The sequence below is a fragment of the Aeromicrobium sp. CTD01-1L150 genome, from assembly GCF_041951745.1.
GTDB lineage: Bacteria > Actinomycetota > Actinomycetes > Propionibacteriales > Nocardioidaceae > Aeromicrobium.
Genome location: NZ_CP169555.1, coordinates 4,021,591 through 4,041,512, shown reverse-complemented (window position 1 = coordinate 4,041,512; position 19,922 = coordinate 4,021,591). Strand labels below are relative to the sequence as shown.

At 68.3% G+C, this 19,922-nt stretch carries 18 protein-coding genes; 6 read left to right on the top strand and 12 right to left on the bottom strand.

The genetic code is table 11. From position 1 onward, the window contains the following. Nucleotides 1–129 precede the first annotated feature (129 nt). From ACEVFP_RS19965 to ACEVFP_RS19940, 6 genes are all read right to left on the bottom strand, one after another. Nucleotides 130–1,419 (bottom strand): ABC transporter substrate-binding protein, encoded by a 1,290-nt coding sequence (locus ACEVFP_RS19965; protein ID WP_375001275.1) that lies wholly within the window; start codon nt 1,417–1,419, stop codon nt 130–132. 76 nt (nt 1,420–1,495) lie between these two features. Then, a complete protein-coding gene (locus ACEVFP_RS19960) occupies nt 1,496–2,623 on the bottom strand; it encodes a branched-chain amino acid ABC transporter permease (protein ID WP_375001274.1) in 1,128 nt (375 codons plus the stop codon). Between the two features lie 79 nt (nt 2,624–2,702). Further along, a complete protein-coding gene (locus tag ACEVFP_RS19955) occupies nt 2,703–3,599 on the bottom strand; it encodes a branched-chain amino acid ABC transporter permease (protein ID WP_375001273.1) in 897 nt (298 codons plus the stop codon). 76 nt (nt 3,600–3,675) lie between these two features. Continuing rightward, complete coding sequence (locus ACEVFP_RS19950) at nt 3,676–5,523, bottom strand: AMP-dependent synthetase/ligase (protein WP_375001272.1); 1,848 nt, start codon at nt 5,521–5,523, stop codon at nt 3,676–3,678. Further along, nucleotides 5,520–6,302, bottom strand: coding sequence for an ABC transporter ATP-binding protein (locus ACEVFP_RS19945; RefSeq protein WP_375001271.1), 783 nt, complete (start codon nt 6,300–6,302; stop codon nt 5,520–5,522). Before ACEVFP_RS19945 ends, ACEVFP_RS19950 begins: the two co-directional genes overlap by 4 nt. Nucleotides 6,303–6,788: 486 nt before the next feature. Continuing rightward, the gene (locus tag ACEVFP_RS19940; RefSeq protein WP_375001270.1) at nt 6,789–7,568 is read right to left on the bottom strand and encodes an ABC transporter ATP-binding protein; all 780 of its coding nucleotides are present in this window, start codon (nt 7,566–7,568) and stop codon (nt 6,789–6,791) included. Between the two features lie 108 nt (nt 7,569–7,676). On the opposite strand from ACEVFP_RS19940, the gene ACEVFP_RS19935 reads away from it, so the two are divergent. Then, nucleotides 7,677–8,294 carry a hypothetical protein gene (locus tag ACEVFP_RS19935; protein ID WP_375001269.1) on the top strand — a complete coding sequence of 206 codons (618 nt, stop codon included), beginning with the start codon at nt 7,677–7,679 and terminating at the stop codon, nt 8,292–8,294. An 8-nt stretch (nt 8,295–8,302) separates the two neighbouring features. Here the strand turns inward: ACEVFP_RS19935 and ACEVFP_RS19930 are convergent, their stop codons facing one another. Further along, a complete protein-coding gene (locus ACEVFP_RS19930; protein ID WP_375001268.1) occupies nt 8,303–9,331 on the bottom strand; it encodes an esterase/lipase family protein in 1,029 nt (342 codons plus the stop codon). A gap of 107 nt (nt 9,332–9,438) precedes the next feature. Between ACEVFP_RS19930 and ACEVFP_RS19925 the strand changes: the two genes are divergently transcribed. Further along, nucleotides 9,439–9,999 (top strand): QsdR family transcriptional regulator, encoded by a 561-nt coding sequence (locus tag ACEVFP_RS19925; protein ID WP_375001267.1) that lies wholly within the window; start codon nt 9,439–9,441, stop codon nt 9,997–9,999. A gap of 115 nt (nt 10,000–10,114) precedes the next feature. On the opposite strand, the gene ACEVFP_RS19920 is transcribed toward ACEVFP_RS19925, so the two are convergent. The 4 genes from ACEVFP_RS19920 to ACEVFP_RS19905 are packed head-to-tail and all read right to left on the bottom strand — an operon-like array spanning nt 10,115 to nt 14,147. Beyond that, the gene (locus ACEVFP_RS19920; RefSeq protein WP_375001266.1) at nt 10,115–11,413 is read right to left on the bottom strand and encodes an FAD-dependent oxidoreductase; all 1,299 of its coding nucleotides are present in this window, start codon (nt 11,411–11,413) and stop codon (nt 10,115–10,117) included. Nucleotides 11,414–11,449: 36 nt separating this feature from the next. Further along, nucleotides 11,450–12,160: a maleylpyruvate isomerase family mycothiol-dependent enzyme gene (locus tag ACEVFP_RS19915; protein ID WP_375001265.1), complete on the bottom strand. Its 711-nt coding sequence runs from the start codon at nt 12,158–12,160 to the stop codon at nt 11,450–11,452. After that, nucleotides 12,160–13,011: a fumarylacetoacetate hydrolase family protein gene (locus ACEVFP_RS19910; protein ID WP_375001264.1), complete on the bottom strand. Its 852-nt coding sequence runs from the start codon at nt 13,009–13,011 to the stop codon at nt 12,160–12,162. Before ACEVFP_RS19910 ends, ACEVFP_RS19915 begins: the two co-directional genes overlap by 1 nt. Continuing rightward, a complete protein-coding gene (locus tag ACEVFP_RS19905; RefSeq protein WP_375001263.1) occupies nt 13,008–14,147 on the bottom strand; it encodes a cupin domain-containing protein in 1,140 nt (379 codons plus the stop codon). The genes ACEVFP_RS19910 and ACEVFP_RS19905 overlap by 4 nt, the downstream gene beginning before the upstream one ends. A gap of 106 nt (nt 14,148–14,253) precedes the next feature. Here ACEVFP_RS19905 and ACEVFP_RS19900 point away from each other — a divergent pair, with 106 nt between their 5' ends. After that, nucleotides 14,254–15,036, top strand: a complete 783-nt coding sequence (locus ACEVFP_RS19900) for an IclR family transcriptional regulator (protein ID WP_375001262.1) — start codon at nt 14,254–14,256, stop codon at nt 15,034–15,036. Nucleotides 15,037–15,180: 144 nt separating this feature from the next. Continuing rightward, a complete protein-coding gene (locus ACEVFP_RS19895) occupies nt 15,181–16,692 on the top strand; it encodes an aldehyde dehydrogenase family protein (protein ID WP_375001261.1) in 1,512 nt (503 codons plus the stop codon). A gap of 10 nt (nt 16,693–16,702) precedes the next feature. Here ACEVFP_RS19895 and ACEVFP_RS19890 read toward each other — a convergent pair whose 3' ends face one another. Next, on the bottom strand, nt 16,703–17,494 hold the full coding sequence (locus ACEVFP_RS19890; RefSeq protein WP_375001260.1) for an IclR family transcriptional regulator: 792 nt from the start codon (nt 17,492–17,494) through the stop codon (nt 16,703–16,705). 194 nt (nt 17,495–17,688) lie between these two features. On the opposite strand from ACEVFP_RS19890, the gene ACEVFP_RS19885 reads away from it, so the two are divergent. Both ACEVFP_RS19885 and ACEVFP_RS19880 read left to right on the top strand, forming a co-directional pair. Then, nucleotides 17,689–18,717, top strand: coding sequence for an ABC transporter permease (locus tag ACEVFP_RS19885; protein ID WP_375001259.1), 1,029 nt, complete (start codon nt 17,689–17,691; stop codon nt 18,715–18,717). Further along, entirely contained in the window at nt 18,714–19,919 is a 1,206-nt protein-coding gene (locus ACEVFP_RS19880) for a sugar ABC transporter substrate-binding protein (protein ID WP_375001258.1), read from the top strand. The genes ACEVFP_RS19885 and ACEVFP_RS19880 overlap by 4 nt, the downstream gene beginning before the upstream one ends. Nucleotides 19,920–19,922 lie beyond the last annotated feature (3 nt).

Below are 19,922 nucleotides of genomic sequence, written 5' to 3'. Positions count from 1 at the left end.
GGTGGGCAACAGGACACCGGGTGGGGCTGGAGCACAGGGTGCGCAGGTCCCAGCCGAGGGTTCCGCAGCGCCCGGGAACGACGAAGGGGCCCGGCGAGCCGAAGCTCACCGGGCCCCTCATCGGTCACCTCACTGCAGGCTGAAGCACGGCTCGGAGAAGTCGTAGTCCTCGGCCGTCGGGCCCGTCGTCAGGTCCTGCTCCAACGACATGCCCGTGGGTGCATCGGAGTCGACCGCGCTGATCACGCTCGAGCGGTACGACACGTCCTGCGGATCACCGGTCGTCTGGCCGGCCTCCGGCGGCAGCATGCCCTCGTAGTCGACCTCCTCGAGGTTCTTGGCTGCCTCGACGAGCGACTCGCGCGTGATGTCGCCTTCGTCGGCGGCCAGCTCGAGCGCGGCGAGCAGCGGGTAGCTCCAGGCCCAGCCCGCCGTGTAGCCGTCGTTCGGCGTCACGTCACCGACGGCCTCACGCATCGCCTCGTGGCCCGGTGTGTCCGTGCCGAACGGACCCCAGGGGCCGGCTTGGACGTAGAGCGACTCCAGCGCAGGAGCAGCTGCCGACTGCATCAGGGCGGGGTTCCACGTCGGGCTGGACCCGACGAACTGCCCCTCGAACCCCTCAGCGGCCGTGCCACCGACGATCGCGGCCATCTCGGCCGGGCCCGTCGTGACCACGACGAGGTCGGGATCCTCACGAAGGATCGACGCCACCGTCTCGGCCTGCTGGTCCTGGCCGTTGGGAGCCTTGATCTCGACGTACTCGAGGTCGTTGAACTCCGCCGCTGCCTCGACACCGGCTGCGGCGTCTCCGCCGTAGTCGTTGTCGAAGCCGACGGCCACGACCTTGTCGGAGATGTCACGGTTCGCGATCGCCCAGTCGACGCCGTTCATCGCCTCGAAGCAGTAGTTGGCGCCGCTCTCGAGGATCTGGTCCTCGAACTCCCACGCCGAGTTCCACGAGGCGGGGACGCCGATCACGTCGTCGGACTTCATGTCATCGAGGATCGCGAGCGTCTGGGAGGAGCCCAGCGTCTGGCCCAGTGCCAGGATGTCCTCTCGGATCTCCTGGTACTTGCGGTTGTGCAGCTCGGGGTTGTACTCCGCGTCCTCGACGTTGTCCTCGATGTTGATGTCGTACCCGCCGACACCGCCGTCTGAGTTGACGCGCTCCCAGAATGCCTTCTGCGCATCGGTGATCGGGACCGCGAGCGGCGCGAAGGGGCCCTTGGTGAGGTCGGAGATCGCACCGAGGTAGATGCATCCGTTGTCCTCGTTGACGGCGTTGGGGCAGGGATCGTCGGTGATCCCCTGTGCGGAGCCGTCGCCGTTGTCGCCGCCACCGCGGCAGCCGGTGAGCACGAGCGCGACGACAGCGGCGCCGACGCCGGCTTTCACCAGGTGTCTGGAGATGGTCATGGGAGTTCCTTTCGTCGACGGCACGAACTCGTGCCGTGGGGGGATGGGCACCGGGTGCCCGGCACTACCGAAGGCGTCAGTAGGAGAACGGCCACCCCTTCCAGTAGTTGCGTATTCGCATCCAGATCCCGAAGAGGCCACGTGGCTCGAAGACCAGGAAGATGATGATGAGCGCGCCGTAGAGGATCTGCTCCAGCTGGAAGACGGTGAGCAGCCCGCCGCCCTGGGCGGACTCGGTGATGCCGGGCATGATGTGGGCGATCTCGGCGGCGATCCGCGGCAGGGCGGTGATGAAGATGGCACCCATGATGGCGCCGGAGATCGTGGCGACACCGCCGATGAGGATCATCGCCAGGTACTGGATGCTCAGCAGCAGCCCGAAGGCCGCGGGTTCGAAGACCCCGATCACGGCGTAGTACAGCGCCCCCGTGACACCGGCGAAGAACGAGCTCATCGCAAAGGCCATCACCTTGTACTTGGTGAGATCGACGCCGATCACGGCGGCGGCGACGTCGCGGTCGCGAATGGCCGAGAAGGCTCGACCGACGCCCGAGCGGGCGATGTTGCGTCCGATGACGGCGAAGATGATGAGGAAGACGAGCGCCAGGAAGAACTGCTTCTGGTTGCGGGACAGCTCCATGCCCAGCCAGACGCCGCTGGTGCCGAAGTCGATGCCGAACAGCTCCAGCGAGGGACCGCGACGTCCGACGCCGGCGCCACCGGTGAGGTCGCGGGCGTTGCGGAAGATGTGGTCGCCGATGAAGACCAGGCCGAGCGTGACGATCGCGAGGTAGAGCCCTCGCAGGCGGACCGCGACAGGACCCACGAGCAGTCCGGCGATCGCGGCGATCACCCCGGCCGCCGGCAGCCAGACCCACATCGGCAAGCCGTAGCCGGCGACGGCGCCGTCCGGGTTGCCGCCCAGGATCGCTCCGGTGTAGGCGCCGAGCCCGATGAAGAAGGCATGCCCGAGCGAGATCTGTCCGGCGTAGCCGGTGACCAGGTTGAGACCGATGGCCCCGACGGCGGCGATCATGCCGAGGGTCAGGATCAGCAGGATGTCGTCCGCGGCGGCGAACGGCAGCGCCATGGTGGCGAGCAGCAGGGTGCCGACCGCGATGCGCTTGGCGTTGGTGTTGAGCAGCGCCATGTCCTGTGCGTAGGCAGTACGCGCCAGGGGGCGTCGTCGCAGGGTCGCGGTCATGCGATCACGTCCTCAGAAGATGCGTAGGAACGTGCTCGCACGACGTCCTGATGGTTCCCTCGCTGGGGGGAGCGCTCGCTCATACTCTCTCCACCTCCGGTGTGCCGAAGAGTCCGTAGGGTCTGACCAGCAGCACCAGGAACATCAGCGCGTAGGGGACGACGAGCGAGAAGTTGGTACCCAGCCACGGGGCGAACGTCGGCTGGTAGACGGCAGTGACGGACTCGACGATGCCGACGAGCAACCCGCCGACGACCGCACCCGGCACGCTGTCCAGGCCACCGATGATGATGGCCGGCAGCGCCTTGAGCGCGATCGTCCACGTGTTCTGGTCCAGCCCGGCGGCACCGGCTGCCACGAACGTCCCCGCGATGGCTGCCAGTCCTCCGGCGATGGCCCAGGCGAGGGCGAAGATCGCGCCGACGCGGATGCCCTGCGCGAGGGCCGTCTCCTGGTCGATGGCAGTGGCCCGCATCGCCAGCCCGGCGCGCGAGTGGCGGAAGAACAGGGCCAACGCGACGACCGTGACGGCGGTGACCGCGATGAGTCCCAGCCGCTGCTGCGAGATCGAGACCCCGAGCAGCGAGTAGCGCTCCCCGCCGTTGGGGTACTCCACGATGCGCGACTGCGACCCGATGTACCGGTTGGCGACGATGCGCAGCACGATGTCGAGACCGATCGTGATGATGGCGAGGGTGAAGACCGGCTTGCCCACCATCGGTCGCAGCGCGAGCCGTTCCACCAGCATGCCCACGAGCGCGCCGCACAGGATCGCCAGGCTCAAGGCCACCCAGAACGGCAGGTTGAACTCGCGGGTGAAGTGATAGGTGAAGAGCCCGCCGATGATCATGAGCGCCGGCTGGGCGAAGCTGATCACCTTGGTGGCCTTGTAGATCATCACGAAGCCGAGAGCGAGCAGGGCGTAGATGGATCCCTGGCCGAACCCGTTGACGAGCGACTGCAGGAACTCGGTCATGCGACCACGTCCTGACAAACCCCACCATAGGAGCGTGGTCGCATGACGTTCTGATGGTTCACTCGCTGGCGTTCCCTCATGCAGGCCCCCCGGTGGATCCGGTGCTGCTGTACATGGACTCGATGACGTCCTCGAACTGGGTGGTCACGGCGGATCGGCGCACCTTCTGGGTCGCGGTCAGCTCGCCCTCGTCGTGGTCGAGCTCCTTGGGGATGAGAGCAAAGGTCTTGATCGTCTCGACGGCCGCGAACTTGTCGTTCGTCTCGTCGACGACCTGCTGCACGAGCTGACGGACCTCGGGCTTCTGGCTGAGGTCGCGGTAGGTCGTGAACGGCATCTTGCGTTTCTGCGCCCAGTTGCCGACGGTGTCGAGCTCGATGCCGATGAGCGCGGTCAGGAACTTGCGCCGGTCGCCGATGACGATCGCCTCCTTGACGTAGGGCGAGGCCTTGAGGCTGTTCTCGATCTCGCTGGGAGAGATGTTCTTGCCACCGGCGGTGATGATGATGTCCTTGAGCCGGTCGGTGATGCGAATGTGCGTTCCGTCCACCCACTCACCGACGTCACCGGTGTGCAGCCATCCGTCGGGGTCGACCGTGGACGCCGTGGCCTCCGGGTTGTTCCAGTAGCCGGCGAACGTCCCGGGGTGCCGGGTGAGGATCTCCCCGGTCTCCTCGTCGATGCGCAGCTCGATGCCGGGTTGCGGCTCGCCGACCGTGCCCAGGCGGACCCGGCCGGTCATGTTCGCGGTGGCGATGGCGCTGTTCTCCGTCATGCCGTACACCTCGTGCATGCGCAGCCCGAGGCCCATGAAGAACTCCAGCACCTCCGGTGCGATGGGGGCGGCGCCAGAGGCGGCGTAGCGCACCCTGGACAGCCCCAGCCGCTCGCGCAGCGCCCGGTAGAGGAAGACCCAGCCGACGGCGTAGGCGACGCGGGTGCTGACTGTGTGGCGGCCCTGGTTGGCCACGAGCTGTTGGCCGATCCAGCGCGAGACCCGCATCCACAGCGCGAAGTTGGCCCGCTTGATCCGTGAGGCACCGCTCATGCGGATGTGGACGCCGGCCACGATCTTCTCCCAGATGCGGGGGACACCGAAGAGCATCGTGGGCTGGATCTCCCGCAGTGCCTGCTGGACGGTGTCGATCGACTCGGCGAAGTTCACCTGGACGCCGGAGGCGGCGTTGAACCACACGGTGAAGAGCCGCTCGGCGACGTGGCACAGCGGCAGGTAGCTGACCGCGAGGTCCTTGTCACTGGCGGCCGGCGTGATGAAGGCGTCCTGGCGCTGCAGGTGGTCGATGACGAACTCGATGTTGCCCATCGAGAGCATCGCTCCCTTGGGGGGACCGGTGGTGCCCGAGGTGTAGACGAGCGTGGCGAGGTCGTCGGGACCGGCGGACTCCAGGAGATCGTCGAGGGCGTCGGGGTGGGCGGCGCGGTGGGCGGTGCCGCGGGCCATGAAGTCCTCCCACGACATGAGGCGTTCGTCGTCGTACCGCCCGGTGATGCCCCGCGGCTCGAGGTAGATGATGTGGCGGAGCCCCGGGAGGTCGTCGGTGATCTCCAGCGCCTTGTCGACCTGCTCCTGGTCCTCGGCGATGAGGATCGACGACCCGGAGTCGCGCATCACGTGCAGGACCTCGGGTGCGGGGTTGGTGGGGTACAGGCCGACGGTGGCGGCCCGGATGGCGATGATCCCGATGTCGGCGTAGAGCCACTCGCGGCGGTTCTCGCTGTGCACGGCCACGCGGTCGCCGACGCCCACGCCGAGGTCCAGGAGGGCATGCGCGACGGTGGTGGCCTGTTCCCAGTACTCCGCCCAGGTGACCTCCTCCCACAGGCCGAAGTTCTTCTCGCGCATGGCGACGATCTCGGGGGTGGTGCGGGCTCGCTCGCGGATCCGCAGCGGCAGGGTGCTCATGCGATCTCCTCGTCGCCGACGCCGAGGTAGGCGCGGATGACCTCGGGGTGGTCCTGGACCTCGGCGGGCAGGCCCGTGGTGAGTGGTTTGCCGAAGTCCATCGCCATGACGCGGTCGGCGAGGTCCATGACCAGGCCCATGTCGTGCTCGACGAGGATCATGGCGATGCCGAGCTCGCTGCGGATGTCGAGGATGAAGCGCGCCATGTCCTCGGTCTCCTCGGCGTTCATGCCGGCCACGGGCTCGTCGAGGAGCAGGAGCTGGGGCTCCATGGCGAGTGCGCGACCGAGCTCGATGCGCTTCTGGACGCCGTACGGGAGCATGCCGACGGGCAGCGTGCGGTAGGACTCGATCTCGAGGAAGTCGATGATCTCCTCGACCTGGCGCCGGTTGCGGACCTCCGCGCGGCTGGCCCGACCGATGCGGGCGATCGCGGAGGGCCAGCCGTAGCCGAGGTGGCCGTGGCGGCCGAGCATGAGGTTGTCGACGACGTCGAGGTTCTCGAACAGCTCGATGTTCTGAAAGGTGCGGGCCATGCCGAGGCCGGCGATCTTGTGCGGGCGCATGCCCGTGATCTCCTGGCTCAGGAACGTGATGCTGCCGGCCTGGGGCTTGTAGACACCGGAGAGGACGTTGAAGATCGACGTCTTGCCGGCCCCGTTGGGGCCGATGACGGCGAACAGCTCGCCCGCGTGGACGTCGAGATCGACGCCCTGCAGCGCCTTGACGCCCGCGAACCCGAGCTCCACCCCCTTGAGGCTGACGACGCTGTCAGTCATCGCACTCCTTCCATGTTGTGAGGTCGGCTGATGTGGTCTCGACGTGGCCCCGAGGCCCACCGGTAAGAGAGAACGTGGCCACCAAGAGCCGAGCCTCGGTGGTTGAGTAGCCGGAGCAAGTGAGGAACGAGCGGCGCTCCGGCATATCGAAACCACGCACGCTGACGTCACCGTGGTCTCGCTCCCCCAAGCACGCCCCCACTCGCTGCGCTCGCGGGAGGTACCCCCACGCTGCGCTCCGTGCAGGGAGGTGCCCCCACACCGCTCGCAGAGCTCGCGTCGCACTCGACCATCGAGACGAGGCTGCGTTCTGAGCGGGAAGGCTCGCGAGAGGACCGGCGGTGGAGGGACGTGGGTGTGTGCCTGAGCGAAGCTCGACCCGGTCACGTCCGTGGGGCCGATGAGTTGATGTGGCCGTGCTCGGACGACCTCTGTGAGTGGCCGCCAGGTGTCCGAGCTCGGGCGCTCCAAGACCAACCCTGACAGTCATGACAGCCAACGCTTCCGGCGCTTGTAGTGCTTGACGTCGCGGTAGGACGTGGCGAGCTCGCCACGACCGAGGTAGAAGTCGCGGATGTCCTCGTCGTCCAGGAGCTCGGCGGCTGGCTTGTCCATGACGATCTTGCCGTGCTCCATGACGTAGCCGTGCTGGGCGATCGACAGGGCCATGGTGGCGTTCTGCTCGACCAGCAGGACGGTGGTGCCGCGTTGGTTGATCTGCACGACGATGTCCTTGATCTGCTCCACGATGCGCGGCGCGAGCCCGAGGCTGGGCTCGTCGAGGAGCAGGTAGTCGGGCTGGGCGACGAGCGCACGTCCCATGGCGAGCATCTGCTGCTCGCCGCCGGAGAGGTAGCCGGCGACCTTGCGTCGGCGCTCGCGCAGGACCGGGAAGAGGTCGTAGATCTCCTCGATGGCCCCGCCCAGGGCGCCGGATCGGGTGTGGCCGCCGACGCGCAGGTTCTCCTCGACGGTGAACTCGCCGAAGACCCGCCGCCCCTCGAGGACCTGCCCGAGTCCGGCGGCGACGACCTTGGGGGCGTCGAGACCGTGGATGGGCACGTCGTCGAGGGTGATCTGGCCCTTGGTGATCTCGCCGTCGTGGACGTCGAGCAGCCCGGAGAGGGCACGCAGCAGCGTCGTCTTGCCGGCGCCGTTGGCCCCGAGGAGGGCGACGATCGAGCCTTTGGGGACCTGCAGGCTGACGCCTCGCAGGACGAGGATGACGTCGTTGTAGACGACTTCCACGTTTTTGACCGACAGCACAGGGGTCCTCTCGTTTGATGGCCGTGCCCGGGAAACTAGTGCATGATCTGGGTCACAAGCAATCGTCACTGTAGGTGCAAATTTCTACGAGTGCAGGAGGTTGACCCGATGAGCGGTGCAGCAGGTGGGAACAGCCTGCGGCGTGCGCAGACTGATGGGCGGGTGGAGCGCCGGCTCCGGACCCGGCAGGCGATCGTCGATGCGCACACCGCGTTGCTGCGCTCCGGGGAGCTGCGCCCGACGGCGGCGGCGATCGCCGCGCGAGCCGGGGTGTCGGTGCGGACGCTGTGGGCCGCCTTCGGCGACATGGAGGGACTGCTGCAGGCGACGACGCAGTACTGGTTCGAGGCCGACGACGAGCTGCGCACGAGCATCGGGCCGGAGCTGCCGATCGCGGAGCGAATCGAGCGGTTCTGCGCGGAGCGAGCGCGGCGACTGGAGAACATCTCCCCGGCGGCGCGTGCGGCGGCGCTGATGGAGGTGGACTCGCCGACCCTGCGTGAGAGCCGTCACGGTCACGTGTGCCGGGTGCTGGAGGACATCGAGCGCACGTTCGCCGTGGAGCTGAACGCCCTGCCGGACCGCGAGGGTGCCTCCGACGCGGTGGCGGTGGCGACGTCCTGGAACGCGTGGTCGCTGCTGCGCGACGACCTGGGGCGATCCATCGATGCTGCACGTACCGCCATGTGCCACGCCGTCAGCGCGGTGCTGCGCGTCCCCGCCTGAGGGGCCGCTCACCCCCGCTCGGCGAAGACGTAGGCGGGAAGATCCGGGTGACGTGCCACCCTGCGGGCCAGGAGCAGCTGTTCGGCGACCTTGGCGGTGGTCCCTGCGAAGTCGGTCGCGAAGGTCGCCGGGTCGACCCCCGGCATGAAGGCCCGGGTGCACACCGCCGGCGGCACCCGCGCGGGATCGGCCGGTCCGGGGTGGTCCAGCGCGTCCATGGCGAGGGCGTGGGCGACCGGGTCTGCCGTGCCCACCAGGAGGTGCTCGGTCACGTTGACCGGGCAGACGTCCTGCAGGGCGACGTTCGTGATCTCGCCGTCCCCGGTCCGCAGGCTGCTGCTCCCGGTGTCATCGAGGTTGGGCTGGATGAACTCGTCGAGGCGGGTGTAGATGACGGTGTACGAGATGCCCTCGAACGTCTCCTGGTGGGAGTTGACCGCCTGCGTGAACGCGGAGTCGAAGGTCTGCTGGTGCAGGGCCGGTGAGCATCCCACGACCGGCAGGCACATGGCGTCGACGACCACGCCGCCGCGGTTGGAGGGCGCGAAGCCGACGTAGTCGTCGACCATCGCACGCAGGTCGGGCCAGAAGCGCAGTGCGAACCGGGGACTCATGCCACCTTGGCTGTGGCCGAGGACGTCCACCTGTCGGCCCGTCCTCTCATGGATCGTGCGGATGGCGTGGACGACGTACTCCGCGGACACGGCGATGTCGCCCATCCCCTTCGCGGGCACGGTGACGCCGCAGTACGGCCGCTCGAGCTGGTCCATCGCACGGAACCAGTTCCAGCTGAAGTTCTCCTGCGGTGTCATCGTCGTGCCGGCGACGAACAGCGCGACGTCGTGGGGTCCGTCGAGGTCGCCGTGACAGGTCAGTGCTGCATCCAGGTCGTGCTCGGACACGCTGAGCGGGGGCCCTGGTCGGTCAACGGGTGCGTAGGACTCGCTGTCGGCGTGGGCCGGTGTGATGAGCCCCATCAGCAGCGTGGCGGCAAAGGCGGCGATGACGGCGTGGACGGGGATGCGAGACGATGACATGTTGGGCCTCCGGACCGAGATGAGTGCTGGAACCGTAATCCAGATCACAGCCAAATGCAACGCTTTGGCGATCAGTTACATTCTGTTCAGTGAACCGAGGAGCTCCCGTGCCGCAGAAACAGGGGCGAGCCGACGCCGACCAGGCGTTGCGCATCGCCCGACGAACATTCATCCGTGGGGAACGCGTGGAGATGCCGGCACTGGCCGAGAGCGTCGGCGTCAGCCGTGTGACGCTGTTCCGCTGGTTCGGCAACCGCGACGCGTTGCTGGCCACGATCAACTGGACCCTGGCTGAGCCGGTTCTCCTCAGCGCTCGGGAGCGTGCGACCGGTCACGGCGGTGCGCGCGTCGCGGCGGTGATGTCGGAGTTCGCCGCCGTGGTCAATGCGGCTCCGTTCTTCACGGCCTTCCTGCGGCGTGAGCCGGAGCGTGCCCTCAGGGTGCTGACCACCCAGGCGGCCGACTTCCAGGCTCGGGTCATCGGATGGACCAGTGAGCTGCTGCGAGAAGAGGTGGCCGGCGGACACCTCGATCCGCCCCTGCCGATCGACGACCTCGCCTTCCTGCTGGTGCGCATCACGGAGTCCTTCGTCTACACCGACTCCATCACCGGCAACCGCGCTGATAGCGACAAGGTCGATGCGGCGGTCCGTGCACTGCTCAGGTGACGTGTCGCCGCGTTCCGTCCCGCTGCCGACGTCCGACGGGGTGTTTCGGTCTCGCCACCTGATGTCGAGCCTCAGATCTCACGACCGGGCACTCATGTGTCTCACGACCGGGCACTCATGTGCCGCCGTCGGGCGCGAGCGAGCGTGCCTGTGCCGCGGCGTCGAATGGCGCCCGTGGGAAGGCAGCGGGCTCCTCGTCAGGTAGTAGGGCGGTCGGCCCGTAGAGCCAGTCGACGTACGAGTAGTCGTAGGTGTCGCGCGCGAGCAGCACGGCGTTGCGCTCGGCTCGGGCCTGCCCGTCGAGGTGCCACAGCTCTCCCCAAGCGCGTGCGGTGAGGACGACGCGGCGACAGTGCTCGGGACGGACCGCCTCATAAGCCCGTAAGGCCGCGTCCCAGTCGACGCCGGAGCCGTCAGCCGTCCGCTGGGCCGCCTGACGGCGGACGTGCTCGCCGAGCACCCAGCCGTCCTCGATGGCCATGACCGCGCCCTGAGCGAGGTACTGCAGCGGAGCATGCGCGGCGTCTCCGAGCAGGGCCACCCGACCGTGGACCCAGTGCATGATCGGGTCACGGTCGAACATGCGCCACCACCGGTGACGCCACATCAACGGCACGCCTCGACGCACCTGGGGGCAGGTGGCGGCGAAGGCACTGTCGAGCTCGTCGGGGGTCCCCCAGTCCTCCTTGCCGGTGAGAGCGGACGGTGACTCGAAGACCGCTACTTGGTTGAACATCTCCCCACCGCGCAGGGGATACTGCACGAAGTGACAGCGTGGCCCGACGTACACCACGACCTCGGTCTCGGACACGTCGTGGTTGCGGACGTGCTCGAACGGCACCGCGGCACGGTAGGCGACGTACGCCGAGCTCACCGGCTCATCGTCGGCGATTAAGGACCTGGCAACCGAGTGCAGCCCGTCGGCGGCCAGCACGACCTCGGCCTCCTCGGTGGTGCCGTCTACCAGCGTGACCCGGGCACCGTCCTCGGCGTTCTCATAGGCGACGACCTCCCGGTCGTTCAGCAGGTCGACTCCGGCGCCACGGCAGGCTCGCAGCAACGTCGCGTGAAGATCACTGCGGTGGATGACCACGTACGGAAATCCGTAGCGACGCTCGAGGTCACCGAGGTCCAGGCGGGTCAGCTCGTGTCCTTCGAGGGCGTCTCTCATCACCATGCCGTGCGGCTTGACCCCGAGCCCAAGGACCTCCTCGAGGAGGCCGTACTGATCGAGGATCCGGGTGCAGTTGGGCGCGATCTGGAGGCCGGCACCGACCTCACCGAACTCCGCGCAACTCTCCAGTAGGCGCACACGTACGCCCGCACGCGTCAAGGCGAGCGCCGCGCTCAATCCGCCGATGCCGCCACCGACGACCAGTGCGTCGGGGCGTGACTCGGCACGGGATCGGGCCATGGTTTGGCTCCTTCGGGTCGGGGATGGGCGTCTCGGTCAGAGCCAGGACGAAAGCGGGGGAGCCGGTTGACCGGCGGGGGTACGAGCGGTGTGTGGACGCCCGGTCAGGAAGGCGACGATCTCGGCGATCGGTGCCTCGACGACCGTCGGCTCGGCGCGGCCTCGCAGGGCCCAGGCGCTGTCGTCGTCGGTGGGCCGCAGGACGATCGCCGGTCCACCGTCCTCGGCGTTGCGTTTGGCCACGACGTCGTCACCGAGCGCACGCAGGAAGTCCAGGGGGAGATCACGGGTCTCGGCGGCTCCGAGGTCCACGGCATGCACCATGACCTCGCGCGCTCGCATCCAGGGCGTCTCCGACGCGGGGACCGCCCGGCCCTGCGCCGTGACCACCTCGGCGTCCCAGGCCCGTTCGGTCATCTCCGCCATCGCGGAGGCGAGCTGTTCGGCGGTCTCCTCGAACCACATGCGTAGATCTGCGGCCGTGCGACGAGAGCCTTCCTCGATGTCCGTGGACCGCTGCTGTGCAGAGGAGTACATGGGTGTCGGTTCCCCTGTCTGTGCCCAGTGCACGAGACGACCGACGGCCTCGGCGTTGGCGGCCAGATGAGCCACGACGTGGCGGCGTGCCCAGCCGGACAGCGGGGTCGGCTCGTCGAGGTCGGCATCGTCCCAGCGGGCCAACGTCGCACCCACCAGCCTCGCGCCGTGGCCGGACCAGGCGAGGGCGGCGTCCAGGGTGCGGCGCATCAGCTCGCGCTCTCGGCGAGGACGACGTTCTCCAGCAGGCCCAGGCCTTCGACCTCGGCGACGACGGTCTCACCACCGAGGAGATAGTGCTTCGGGTCGCGTGCGTGCCCCACCCCGCCCGGGGTGCCGGTGGCGATGAGATCGCCGGGATTCAACCGGACCATGGTTGAGACGTACTGCACGAGGTCGACGGGGTCGAAGAGCAGGTCCGCGGTGTTGTCGGACTGCATGGTCTCGCCGTCGACGGTGAGGTTCACAGCGAGCCGCGGACGGACGCCGCCGGGAAGCTCCTCGGGAGTGACCAGATAGGGGCCGACCGGTGTAGTGCGGTCCCAGTTCTTGCCCTGGAGCCACTCGCGTGTGCGGAACTGCCAGTCGCGACAGGTGATGTCGTTGAGGACGGTGAATCCGGCGATCGCCTTTTCGGCTTCCGCAGCTGCGGCACGACGTGCCTGCGTGCCGATCACCACGGCGATCTCGACCTCCCAGTCGAACGCCTCGGTCTCGGGGGGTCGGACGATGTCGTCGCGGGCTCCGATGAGCGTGTCGGCAAACTTGGCGAACAGTGTCGGGTGCTCGGGGAGATCGCGCCCCATCTCCTCGATGTGCGTGCGGTAGTTCAGTCCGACGCAGACCACCTTCGTGGGTGCCGTGACGACAGGGGCGAGGTCGGCGCTCGCGAGGGCATGGCGTCGAGCGGATGCGTCCCCAAGGGCCGCGGCCGCGTCCTCTCGCCAGCCCGGTTGCCGCAGGAACGCGCCGACGTCGGTCGCGTTCAGCTCAACCAACGACGTCCCGTCAACGACTGCCGCGCGCGTCGAGGATGCGGTACGGAGTGTCGCGAGCTTCATCGGCTGATCCCTTCGACCTGCACCCGGTCGGCGTGCAGGGCCTCGAAGACGGGCGCGTCGCTGAAGCGGAAGAGGTCAAGCGCTCCGGAGTCCGAGTCGGTGTGCCCGGCCTCGGATCGGATCGACAGGGACTGCCACGACGGGACGACGAACAGATCGCCGCGGCCGACAGTCCACGTGTGACCATCGATCGTGACCGTGCCGGAACCGTCGAAGACCTGGTACACCGAGGAGCCGACCTCGCGGCGCGGCGCGGTCTCGGCTCCCCTGCGCACCCGATGCATCTGCGTGCGCAACGTCGGCAGGACGTCGCCACCGGTGCCCGGGTGGCTGAACTGGACGGCGGCGTGGCCGGGCTCGACGACTCCGGCGAAGCCCTCGGCCTCGAGCTCGAGCTGCTCGGTCAGGGCACGGTCGGTGTGCTCCCATCGGTAGGCCAGCAGCGGGGTGCCGGCAGGGGAGGGCTCGGCGCCCACAGGTCGAAGGCCGGGGTGGCCCCAGAGCCGCTCCGAGCGCGATCGCTCCGGAGTGATGCGCTCGGCCTCGCTGACCTCGTCACGTCCGAACTCGAAGAACTGGGCCTCGGTGGCGTACTGGAACGGGATGTCGAGTCCGTCGATCCACGCCATCGGCTCACTGGTCGCGTTGTGGTGCGCGTGCCAGTTCCAGCCGGCCTGCGGCAGGAAGTCACCGCGGCGCATTGCGACAGGGTCACGCCCGACCACCGTCCACACGCCCTCGCCCTCGACGACGAACCGGAACGCGTGCTGGGTGTGGCGATGCTCCGGGGCATCCTCGCCGGGCAGCAGGTACTGGATCGCGGCCCACAGCGTCGGTGAGGCGAACGGCCGTCCGCCCAAGGAGGGGTTCGCGAGGGCGATGGCCCGCCGCTCGCCCCCGCGCCCGACGGGTACGAGCTCGCCAGCGCGCCGTGCCAACGGGAGCAAGGAGTCCCACCGCCACAGGTGGGGGGCGGCCTTGGACTGAGGGTGTGCTGGCATCAGGTCGCCGATCTCGGTCCAGAGTGGAACCAGGAGCTCCTGCTCGAAGCCACGGTAGAGCTCTGTGAGCTCGGTCGTGGGTCGCGGCTGGTCGGGGGCGTCCTCGGCGACGAGGCGAACTGGCGAGGCGGTCATCAGGTTCCTCCGTGTGGAGTCGTGGTCTCGAGCGCTAGCCTGCCGACGTACTGTGGGAAGGAACAGAAGATTCCTATAGACAGAATGGACTCTCATGGTCCGGGACATGAAGGCGCGACCCGCCTATGCCATCGCGAGCGTTGACCATGCGCTCCACATCGCGACCATGCTCCAGCTCGAGGGACGGCTCACGGTCTCCGAGGCCGCTGACCGCCTCGGCGTCGCCCGATCAACGGCCCACCGTCTGCTGTCGATGCTGGTCTATCGGGACTTCGCGGTGCAGGACGAGGGCCGGACCTACCACGCCGGCCCCGTGCTCGAGCTCGCCACCCACTCGCGGTCGGAGGCTTCTCGGCTGCGAGCGGTCGCGCTGCCTCATCTGCAGGAGCTCATGGAGGTGCTCGGAGAGTCGGTGAACCTCATCGTCCGCGCGAGTGACACCGCGCGCTTCATCGCCTCAGTCGAGTGCGACCGCGTCCTGCGGGTCGGCAGTCGCGAGGGGATGGTCTTCCCGGCCCACCACGTCAGCGGCGGAATGGTCTTGCTCGCGGACCTTCTCGACGAGCAGCTCGAGTCGCTCTACGCTGCCGAACGATATGCCGATCGACGCGAGGAGTGTCCGGACCTGACCTCGCTGCGTCGACGGCTGACCCAGGTTCGCCGGCAGGGGTTCTCGGTCAACGACGGCGGCTCCGAGCGGGGCGTGGTCGCGGTCGGCCGGCCGGTCCGACGCCCGGACCGGTCCGCGGTCGCGGGAGTCTCGGTCTCGCTGCCGAGCGTCCGCTACGACCGCAACACGTTGCCGCGTCTGGTCGCCACGCTCGGACGTACGGCGGAGGCGATCGAGCGCGACTTCGCCTCGGCTCTGGCCCACCCTTCTGCCGACTGAGCGTTCGCGACGCGACGCTGGGCCGCGCCCCGGCAACTTCTGCTCTGGGGAAACTGGTGCCGCCTATTTCTGAAAGCCGCGATGGTGGAGGTCCAGGCGGGCTGTCCCGTGCCGGTCCGCGCCCGCAGCAGAATGGAGAGCCCTATGACCGTCGACTCATCCGTCGCAGACCACCGATCTGGCCGCGCGGTGCGCGCGGAGGAGATCGAACGCATCCTTGACCGGGACTGGGGGCTGCTCATTGGGGGATCCCTCGTGCCGGCCGGCAGCGGGGCGACATTCGACGTCACCGACCCGTTCGCGGGTCGACTCCTCGCCCGAGTGCCGGACGCGACCCCGGAAGACGTCGACCGCGCGGCCGAGGCCGCGGCCGACGCCAGGACGGACTGGGCGCAGGTCCCTGCCCTCGACCGCGCGGAGCTCGTGCGCCGCCTCGCCGACGCGGTCGAGCAGCACGGCGAGGAGCTCGCCCTGCTGGATACCGTCGACACCGGTTCGCCGATCAGCAACGCGCGCTTCGACGTCCAGATCGCACTCGACCAGATGCGCATGTTCGCCGGCTTCGCCCTGGAGATGAAGGGCAGCACGATCCCGGCGAGCCACAACCTCCACCTGAGTGTTCGAGAGCCGGCCGGCGTGACGGCCAAGATCTTCCCGTACAACCATCCGCTGATGTTCGCGTGCCGGATCGCGGCCCCGCTTGTCGCGGGCAACCCCGTGGTGGCCAAGCCCCCCGAGTCGGCGCCGTTGTCCACGTTGCGGCTCGGGGAGATCGCCCGCGACATCTTTCCACCCGGTGTGGTGAACGTGGTCGTCGGCGACGGCCCAGTTGTTCCCGATCGACTGGTTCGGCACCGCGCCGTGCGCCGGATCGGCTTCATCGGCTCCGAGCCGACCGGTCGAGCGATCCAGCGAGCGGCGGCCGAGAGCGGCGTCAAGCAGGTCACCCTCGAGCTCGGCGGCAAGAATGCGATGATCGTCTTCGACGATGCTGACCCGCAGAAGGCGGCGGCCGGAGCCGTGGCCGGCATGAACTTCACCTGGTCGGGCCAGTCGTGCGGCTCGAACTCGCGGCTGCTCGTGCACCGGCCGCTGCACGATGTGCTCGTCGAGCGGATCGTCGAGCTGGTCGAGGCGCGCAGGGTCGGCGACCCGCTCGACGAGCTCTCGGAGCAGGGCACGATGATCAATGAGACCCAGTTCGAGAAGGCGCTCGGCTACATCGACGTCGCCGTCGCCGAGGGCGCCACGATCGTGACCGGCGGTGGCCGCCCGGCCGGTGCGGAGTTCGAGGGGAGGCCGGTGGTCGCGCCCACGGTGCTCGTCGACGTCGACCCGGACTCGCGGATCGCTCGCGAGGAGGTGTTCGGGCCGGTCCTGTCGGTGATCCCCTTCGACACCGAGGACGAGGCCATCGCCATCGCCAACGATGTCGACTACGGCCTCACCGGCAGCGTCTGGACTCGCGATCTCGGCCGGGCGACCCGCGTCGCCCGAGCCATCGAGGCCGGGTTCGTATGGGTGAACGGGTCGTCGGCCCACTTCCCCAACGTGCCCTACGGGGGAGTCAAGGCTTCCGGCGTTGGTGGCAAGGAGGAGTGTCTCGAGGAACTGCTCAGCTACACCGAGGAGAAGGTCATCAACGTCATGTCCTGATCGGCGTGCCTCACAGCGGGAACGACCAGATGTCGTTCTGCAGGTCGTGCTGCGTCGAGGTGATGACGTGGATCGTCTCCGGGGCCAGCAGCTCGGTGAAGCGCATCGAGGGTGCGGAGACCGACAGCGCCGCGATCGCTCGGCTGGTGGAGTCCCGCAGGGGAACAGCGATCGCCGTCACGCCCTTCTCCGTCTGCTGGTTCGTGGTCGCGAACCCGTTGCGCCGACAGGTCTGCAGCTCGCGCAGCAGCGCCGCAAGGGTGGGTTCGGGCAGGGCGTCGCCGACCTCGTGGGCACCCGCGCCCCGGTAGAGGCGGTGCAGCGCCTCGTCGGGGAGGTCGGCCAACAGAGCCTTGCCGCCGGCCGAGGTGCTGGCGGGCAGCACCGCCCCCATCCTCGAGACGATCCGTAGAGTCCGGTTCCCTTCCTGGCTCCAGAGGAAGTGGATCTTGGTGCCGACGCGGACCACGAGGTTCGCGGTCTCGCCGGTGCGGCTCGACAACAGCTCCAGATGGGTGATGGCGGCGTCGCGGAGCTGGCGGGTCCATGACAGGCCGACGGGACCGACGCCGAGCGCCAGCCCGGGCCGGTAGGCCTTGGAGTCGTCCTGCACGGCGAATCCGTGGAAGACCAGCATCGACATGAGTCGGTGGGCCGTCGACTCGGCGACCCCAAGGTCCCGGGCCGCCGTGCGCAGCCGCAGTTCGCCGTGGTCGCGCAGCATCTGGATGAGACGCAGAGCGCGGTCGACCGAGCCGACCATGTACGCCGGGACCTCCCTGGACTCCTGTGGATTCTGCATCTCAGAAGTATGTGGCGTTGCTTTCTGTCATACAACACAGTGAATGACAGAACGTGGCGCACGCCACACTCACCGATGGTCGTCGGGGGACCGCTCGTCGAGCGGAGCCGAGGGCGTCCGGAGTCCGGTCGCCGCCATCGCCCGAGAGCACCCGACCGCGCCCCGGCGCGCCACGACCAAGGACCAGGATTCCCATGCAGACCATCACGCAAGCCGACGCCGGCACCCCGGAGACGGTCGGGGTCCGTTCACGGGCGTCACGCTCGCCCGGTTGGCGGTCGCTCACCTACCGCTACGGCATCGTGGGAGTCTGGGTCCTGGAGATCGCGGTGTTCGCTGTTCTGGTCCCGGATACCTTCCTGACCGCCGCCAACATCACCTCTCTGCTCAGCTCCCAGGCGGCCCTGCTGGTGCTGGCGCTGGCGCTGGTGCCAACGCTGACGACCGGGGAGATCGACCTCTCGATCGCCGGGACAATGACGGTATCGGCCACGATCGCCGCACAGCTGAACGCCGTCGACGGCGTGAACCTGTGGTTGTCGATCCTGGCTGGGCTCTGCGCTGCCGCAGTCGTCGGTCTGGTCAACGCTCTGCTGGCGGTCCGCGTCGGAGTTGAGAGCATCATCGTGACACTCGGCATGGGCACGCTGCTGATCGGCCTCTCGGTCTGGTTCAGCAACTCATTGACGATTAGCGGCGTCTCACCTGAGATCAGCGCGGTGCTGAACAGCCAGCTCCTGCGGGTCAACACCGCGTTCTACCTCGCACTGGCACTCGGGATCGGGATGTGGTTCGTCTACCGCCATACGGTCTTCGGCCGAGCCGCGGTCTTCATCGGTAAGAGTGCCGAGGTCGCGCGGCTCTCCGGCCTGCCGGTGACCCGGATCAAGGTGCTCAGCTTCGTGGCCACGAGTCTGCTCGCCGGACTCGCCGGCGTGATCGTGATCGGGATCGCGGGTGGTCTGCAGCCCACTTCGCTCCAGTCTCTCCTGCTGCCGGCGTTCGCGGCCGCCTTCCTGGGCTCGGCGATCATCGATCCGGGCACGTCCAACCCTCTCGGCACGGTCATCGCAGTCCTCTTCCTGGCCACTGGCATCAGCGGCTTGGTGTTGCTGGGCATGGATACGTGGATCCGCGACGTGTTCTATGGCGCGGCTGTGGTCGTCGCCGTCACCGTCTCTCGGCTCGCGATGGTCGCTTCTCGCAAGGCGGCTGCCCCATGAGCGCGGACCGAGTCCGGATCGACAACAACCCTCAGGAGAAGACCATGTCCCCGACCCGCCTTCGTCAGACCTCCCGCCTGCGAGCCGCGTTCGTGGCACTCGCGTTACCCTCCGCCCTGGTCGGCTGCTCATCCTCGGCCGACTCCGAAGCGGGCAGCGGTGAGGTGTCCGAGGCGGTGAGCGCCAACGTTGCCGAGCACCTCGGAGCACCGAGCACGGAGTACGAGGGCTCTGCCTTCGACGTGAGCGAGCTCGAGGGCGGAACGGTCTGGTGGGTCACTCAGTACGCGGGCAATCCCTTCCTGGCGAGCATCGGCCGCAACCTCGAGCAGGCGCTCCAGAGCGTCGGTGTGGAGATGACGACCTGCGACGGCAAAGGCAACCCGGTCGATGCGAACGCCTGCATCCAGCAAGCCATCTCGCAGGGAGCCGACGCGATCCAGGTCGACGGACCGGAGCCGGCCACCTATGCCGAGACGCTGGGTGATGCCGAGGGTGCCGGCATCCCCGTCCTGTCCGGCGCGGCGGTGGACGCGTCCACGACGGAGCTGTTCCCCGGCCTAGCCGGCCAGACGAGTCAGCCGTTCGCCCTCACAGGTGAGGTGGCGGCCGACTGGATCATCCAGGACTCCGGTGGTCACGCCGACGTCTTGTTCCTCACCACGCCCGACGTCGTCGGCTCGGTGACCGAGCAGGAGGCGTTCGAGGCGCGGCTGGAGGACGAGTGCGCGGACTGCTCCGTTACTGTCAAGGGCGTCACCCTGGCCAACTGGGCCAACGACCTCGGCACCACGACCAGCAGCGAGCTGGTGCGAAACCCTGACATCGGCTACGTGGTGCCGGCCTTCGACCCGATGACCCAGTTCACCAATCCGGCGATCCAGCAGGCTGGCAAGTCCGACGTCAAGGTCGTGACCGTCAACGGAAACCTCCCCTTCCTGCAGGACATGGCACAGGACCCATCGCTGATCCAGGCCATGGTCGGCATCGACCTCGGTGCCCTCGCCTACCTCGAGGCCGATCAGCTGCTCCGCGCCATGGCAGGAGAGCCGACCGTGGAGGGCGCGACTGCTCCGGTGCGGATCTTCGACGACTCGAACATCGGCGACCTGGAGCTTGACGAGGCCTCCGCTGACGACGGCTCATGGTACGCGGGCACCGACGCCTATGCCGAGCTGTTCGAGACGCTGTGGGAGCGGTGAGCA